General features: G+C 60.6%; 5 protein-coding genes. 4 read left to right on the top strand and 1 reads right to left on the bottom strand.

Annotated features, from left to right (window positions below):
- The first annotated feature begins 394 nt into the window (after positions 1 to 394).
- Positions 395 to 649 carry a hypothetical protein gene (locus WCA53_RS24975; protein WP_423916728.1) on the top strand — a complete coding sequence of 85 codons (255 nt, stop codon included), beginning with the start codon at positions 395 to 397 and terminating at the stop codon, positions 647 to 649.
- A gap of 21 nt (positions 650 to 670) precedes the next feature.
- Here the strand turns inward: WCA53_RS24975 and WCA53_RS24970 are convergent, their stop codons facing one another.
- Positions 671 to 1,627 carry a LysR family transcriptional regulator gene (locus tag WCA53_RS24970; RefSeq protein WP_423916725.1) on the bottom strand — a complete coding sequence of 319 codons (957 nt, stop codon included), beginning with the start codon at positions 1,625 to 1,627 and terminating at the stop codon, positions 671 to 673.
- Between the two features lie 170 nt (positions 1,628 to 1,797).
- Between WCA53_RS24970 and WCA53_RS24965 the strand changes: the two genes are divergently transcribed.
- From WCA53_RS24965 to WCA53_RS24955, 3 genes are read left to right on the top strand one after another with little or no spacing between them, the layout of a single operon-like run.
- Positions 1,798 to 3,330: an efflux transporter outer membrane subunit gene (locus WCA53_RS24965; protein ID WP_423916723.1), complete on the top strand. Its 1,533-nt coding sequence runs from the start codon at positions 1,798 to 1,800 to the stop codon at positions 3,328 to 3,330.
- Positions 3,331 to 3,341: 11 nt separating this feature from the next.
- Positions 3,342 to 5,528, top strand: a complete 2,187-nt coding sequence (locus tag WCA53_RS24960; RefSeq protein WP_423916721.1) for an FUSC family protein — start codon at positions 3,342 to 3,344, stop codon at positions 5,526 to 5,528.
- Positions 5,518 to 5,718, top strand: coding sequence for a DUF1656 domain-containing protein (locus WCA53_RS24955; RefSeq protein ID WP_423916719.1), 201 nt, complete (start codon positions 5,518 to 5,520; stop codon positions 5,716 to 5,718). Before WCA53_RS24960 ends, WCA53_RS24955 begins: the two co-directional genes overlap by 11 nt.
- Positions 5,719 to 5,822 lie beyond the last annotated feature (104 nt).

Genomic DNA, 5,822 nt, shown 5'->3' with positions numbered 1-5,822 from the left:
GCCGCCAGATCCGCATCGACGGGCTCGCTCAAAAAGCCCGGATTATCGCGCTGACGGGGCATGCTGACCTGTTGGGAAGTGCTTGCATGTCGGACTTCGATGGATGCATCGTCAAGCCGATTACGATGCAGGCGCTGCAGGACCTTCTAGGGGCTGGCGAGACATCGCCGGCGTGACTTTATGGCGATGCCCTTTCAATTCAATCCGGGCGACCTATAACAGAATTTGACGCGGCGCAGTCATCCTCGGGAAAATGCCGGGTTCGCACGGTGCGCGACGCGTCTCTGGAGCACGACCGCTCGGCCTTGATGCGGTATGTGCGACGACAACGTTCGAATTTCAACTTGCCGGGAAAAGGACTCGGGCAACCGGACTTCAAGCAAGGAGTTGGCAAATGAAATCAGCTTACGTTTTAGCGGCAGTCGGCGCCATGATGCTTGGCTCGACAAGTATCGCGACCGCGCAGGAGACGCAGCAGGGCGCGCAGCCGTCCGCGCGCGCAAGGATGGCCGAGAACGCCGATGCGTCTGCTCAGTCTAGTACGGACGTGTCATATGGCGGCGTTCCCGACACGCGAAGCGCAACGGGACGTATGCGCTCCACGACGTGCGCTACCCGCGATCAATGCGACCTCTCTTCCAAACATTGAGGGTACGACCGGGACCGAACCCTACGCTCCCGGCCGACGCGGTACGGAAAATCCCATCAGGGACGACGCGTCGGCGGCGAGCGTGCCAGGCAATTCCATCCGCGCGAACTCTACCCACGTCCTGATTTTCGCGTCCAGGTACTGCCTCGACGGATAAACCGCATAAATCTGCAATTCCTGCATCGTATAGTCCGGAAACAATCGGAGTAATGTTCCCGCACGCAGGTGAGGCAAAGCCGATGAAGTGGGCAGCACCCCGATACCCATCCCCTCGCGGATGGCTACGGCCATTGCTTCGGCAACATTCACCGTGAAGCCTGACGCTCCGAGCTTGACCACCTTGTGTCCGTCAGGACCGTCGAATGCCCATTCGTTAATCGTCGCACCCGGTGCAATCAGGCGCAGGCAGGTATGGCTAGCCAGATCCGACAGGTTTTGCGGCGACCCGTGTTCGGCAATATAGGCTGGAGAAGCACACGCGATACTGCAGGCGCTACCCAGCCACTGGGAACTCAGGCTGGAATCAGGCAGATCAGCGGGTGCCTGGACAAGCGCGACGTCATATCCTTCATCGACCAGATCCGGCATGCGCTGCGCCAGGGTCAGCTCGACACTTACCTGCGGATAACGCTCGCGATATCGCGAAATCATCGGGACAACATAATGTTTCCCGAAGCTGCTCATTGCGTGCATTTTCAGCTTTCCCGCAGGATGCGAGTGCGTGTCGCCCGCTTCGGCCTCCGCCTCATCCACGTACGCAAGTATCTGCTCGCAGCGCTCCACATAGCGACTGCCGGCCTCTGTCAACGCGACACGACGTGTCGTCCGTTGCAACAGGCGCGTTTGCAGGTGAGATTCGAGATCGCTTACGGCGCGAGACGCATGAGCGATGGTCGTTCCCATCTGGTGAGCCGCCGCAGTGAAACTGCCCGCCTCCGCGACGCGCAAGAAAAGGCGCATGTTCTGGAGCGTATCCATATCGTCGTCCAACGTTGATTGCTGTTTCGCTTTTGCGCAATTGTTGCACGCCGAATTAGCCGCATTGTGCGGGATATTGTAAAGATACTTTGTGTAAACGGCGATTGGTCCCCGTTATCGACGTCCATATAATTCGCCGCATTGCAACTATTCACGTAGGAGGGAAACCCGTGCGAGCGTCAACGTCACAGAGAGTCGTCTATGTTGCGACTCTCGCCATCCTCGTGACGATCGCAGGCTGTGCAAGCACAGGCAAAGTCGCCCCTCAAAGCGAGCTGGATGACGCGTCAAAGCTAGATGCCGGTGCGGCGATCCGTTCGGCTAACGCGGACGCAGCGTGGCCCGCCACGGACTGGTGGAAAGCCTACGCAGACCCGCAACTGGACGCATGGGTCGAAGCCGCGCAGTCAGGCAGCCCCACTCTGGCGGTTGCGCAAGCGCGCGTGCGCGCCGCTCTTTCCATAGCAAGCGTTGCTCGCGCAGCTCTCTCCCCTCAGGTCAATGGCGACATGTCGATTACGCGGGAGCATTGGCCCGACAACGTCTTCTACGGTCCCGGTCCGCTTGCAAACCAGACCACGTGGAACAACACGGGCACGATCGCCCTTTCGTACCACCTCGACCTATGGGGCCGGGACAAGCATGCTGCCGAAAGCGCGCTCGACGTCGCTCACGCGAGCGCGGCAGACGCCCGCGCCGCCCGTCTTGAGGTCGAGGCGAATGTCGTGCGCACTTACATCGGCATGTCACGAGATTACGTACTGCTCGATATCTCGGAGTCGGCGCTCACGCAGCAGCGTCAGATCCTGTCGCTTGCGCAACAGCGGCTCGCGGGCGGAATTGGCACGCAGCTCGAAGTAAGCCAGGCTGAAACGCCGCTTCCCGAATACGAACGCGAAATCGACACGATCGAGGAATCGATTGCCCTCGCGAAAAACCAGTTAGCCGCTCTGGCAGGCAAAGGTCCTGGCGCGGGCGACTCAATCACGCGTCCGTCGCTCGCCCTCACTGCGCCTGCCGGCCTTCCTTCGGTGCTGCCAGCCGACCTCATCGGGCATCGTCCGGATGTAGTTGCCGCACGCTGGACAGTAGCGGCACAGGCGCGTGGAATAGATGTCGCGAAGGCCGACTTCTATCCCGACATCAATCTGCTCGCGTCAATAGGCGGTTACGCCGCGATGGGCCCGCTATTCCAGTTTCTCAAATCACAAAGCGGTAGCTGGACCGGGGGGCCGGCACTGTCATTGCCTATTCTTGACGGTGGGCGACTTCGGGCTCAACTAGGTGCCGCATCGGCTGGATATGACGAAGCGGTAGAGGGCTATAACCAGACCATCGTCGGGGCCCTCAAGGACGTGTCGGACGAAGTCGTGCGCACCCGGTCGCTTCAAACCCAGCAAGACGATGCACAGCGGTCCGTGGTCATCGCGCAGAAGACCTACGACCTTGCTAAGCAGAGCTTCAGACGCGGGCTGACGGACTACGTCAACGTCCTCGTGGCGCAGACGCAGTTACTTCATGCGAAGCAACAGTTGGCGAGAGTACAGGCCGAACAACTCGTTGTACACGCGTCGCTGGTCACCGCACTGGGCGGCGGCCTCGACGACCCATCGAATGGTCCCGCCGATCGCACGCTTAGTCCCTCGCAGCACGTCGGTCCAGTCGAGCAGCTACAGTCGCTTCATTGGTTCGAAACCCGGTAAGGCGCGCACCTATGCCTTCCTCCTCCCTGCAGACGAAAGCGTCGCTGCGGACCGCTATTGCAGACTGGGCGCGCACCGACGGGCTCACCTGGATCTACGTGTTCAAGACGGTGCTCGCCGCACTACTGTCGCTGCTTATCGCCATGCGGCTGCAACTGCCCCAGCCGCGCACCGCGATGACCACCGTTTTCGTTGTCATGCTGCCGCAAAGCGGCATGGTTATCGCGAAGAGCTTCTACCGGCTTTGCGGGACGATCGTAGGACTCGTCGTCATGCTTGCACTGGTTGCGCTGTTCTCCCAGCAGCGCATCCTGTTTCTTTCGGCGACGGCGATCTGGGTTGGCATCTGCACGGCGGGCGCCGCGCGCAACCGCCATTTCAAATCCTATGGTTTCGTTCTCGCCGGGTACACGGCGGCCCTGATCGGTATTCCCGCAGCTCAACAGCCCGACGGGGCTTTCCTGTCGGCCATGACCCGTACAGCCGAAGTGACGCTGGGCATTGTGTGCTCAGGCGCGATCAGCGCGCTCGTGCTCCCGCAGTACGCCGGCGAACAGATTCGATCTACGGTGCGCCTTCGGTTTAAAAATTTTGTGGACTACGTAGGACTCGCCTTGGCCGGCGGGGTAGATCGCGCCCAGATCGAAACAATGAACGCAGGGTTCGTCGCGGATATTGTCGGCTTCGAGGCGGCCCGGAGCGTGGCGGTGTTCGAACAGCCGGATACCCGAATGAGAAGCGGGCGGCTGGCGCGGTTGAACAGTGAGTTCATGACGGTATCAACGCGTTTTCACGCACTACATCAGTTAATGAATCGCTTGCGGCTGAACGCGGCGCAGACCACCGTCGATGCCCTCGAGCCCTATTTCCATGAGATCGCCCCATTGCTCAAAAAGGCAGGCCGGCCTGTGCAGAACGCGGCAGACGCCTCCCACGCAGCGGGGCACCTCGCGGCCTTCAAGAATGCACTGCCGGCGCGTATCGGGGTGACACGGGCCGAGTTCAAGTCCGCTACGCGCTCGACGCTCCTCGAGTTCGACACCGCGGCGGAACTCCTTTACCGATTCGTCGATGACCTCCACGACTACGCGCAGACTTACGCCTCGCTAGCCGCGCCCTCTCACGAGCGGGAACGGTGGGCTGAACGCTACGTTCCCAAAACCAGCTTACTCGCCGCCGTGGCGGCGGGCCTTCGTGCGACCCTGGTCACGCTCGTCGTAGCGGTATTCTGGCTCGCAAGCGCGTGGCCAAGCGGCGCCACGATGGTCCTGATTGCTGCAACCGTCTGTGCGCTCGCTGCGGCCTCCGCATCCCCGGCACGCATGGCGATCCAGATGGCGATTGGCACGGGAATCGCCGCAGTTGCCGGATCCTTCGTCACGTTTGTGTTGTACCCAAACCTTGACGGATTCGTTTTGCTCGGCGCTGCGCTGACTCCGTTCCTGATGTTTGGCGTGTACCTCAGTACGCGCAAGCAAACTGCCGGCATCGGAATCGGGTACTGCATTTTTTTCTGCTTTCTTGCCGGTCCTGACAACGTCATTCAGTATGACCCCACCGCCTTCATCAACAACGCCATCGCTATTGTTCTCGGGATGATCGCTGTCGCCGTCGCCTTCGCAGTCGTCCTCCCGACGGAGGCACCCTGGCTTCGACGGCTGCTCCTGACAGAATTGCGCGGCCAGGTAGTCATCGCGTGCTCGCGACGAATCAACAATCTCAGTAACCGCTTCGAAAGCGGTGCCCGCGACCTGTTCTCCCAGATCAGCGCGCTTTCCGCCGGGCAGGACGATCTTCAACATGAAAACCTGCAATGGCTATTTGCGGTGCTCGAGGTCGGCCATGCGGTAATCGACATACGCCACGAGATCCACCTGCTTAAACCTGCGGGCCGCGACCCGGCGCGCGCTGAATGCCATGAATCCGTGGCGAGAGGACTGGACGCGATAGCCCGCCTTTTTAACCGGCCCACTGAAGCCCGCGCGGCTGCGGCGCGGCGCCTGACCGATCGAGCAATCGACGACGTAGCCAGGCTCGTTGACAGGGACAGTTCCTCGCCCGTCGAATACGACGGAGTCCGACGCATTCTCAGTCAACTGCACTTCGTACGAAGCGCCCTCCTCGATCCGCAGTCACCGCTGGCAGCTATCGCGAGCGGTACACCCACCCAACGAAGGGGAGCACGCCATGCCACGTGATCTTGCTGTTCCAGATGCCTACATTCCAACGATCCTTTTGCTGTTCGCCGTGGGCGCCCTGCTCGCGTGGATCGTCGACCGGGTGCTTGCACGCACAGGACTTTACCGGTACGTCTGGCACCCTTCCTTGTTCCGCGCGAGCATGCTGGTTTGCATCTGTTCCGTGCTCGGACTGTCCGTCTACAAGTAAAGATCAATCACAGATCATCAACACCAGAGTGGGATCATGTTTCTACGAAAAGCATTAGGGCTCGTCCTGACAGCCCTTATTTTTGCGGCAGCGATCATCGGTGG

The sequence above is a fragment of the Caballeronia sp. genome, assembly GCF_049581465.1.
GTDB lineage: Bacteria > Pseudomonadota > Gammaproteobacteria > Burkholderiales > Burkholderiaceae > Caballeronia.
The sequence above is the reverse complement of the archived record's forward strand: the minus strand, read 5'-3'. Positions and strand labels throughout refer to the sequence as shown.

Bases quoted from the DNA above. Each gene is read 5' to 3' on its own strand.
- WCA53_RS24975 (WP_423916728.1), top strand. From the start codon at position 395: ATGAAATCAGCTTACGTTTTAGCGGCAGTCGGCGCCATGATGCTTGGC.
- WCA53_RS24970 (WP_423916725.1), bottom strand. From the start codon at position 1,627: ATGGATACGCTCCAGAACATGCGCCTTTTCTTGCGCGTCGCGGAGGCG.
- WCA53_RS24960 (WP_423916721.1), top strand. From the start codon at position 3,342: ATGCCTTCCTCCTCCCTGCAGACGAAAGCGTCGCTGCGGACCGCTATT.
- WCA53_RS24955 (WP_423916719.1), top strand. From the start codon at position 5,518: ATGCCACGTGATCTTGCTGTTCCAGATGCCTACATTCCAACGATCCTT.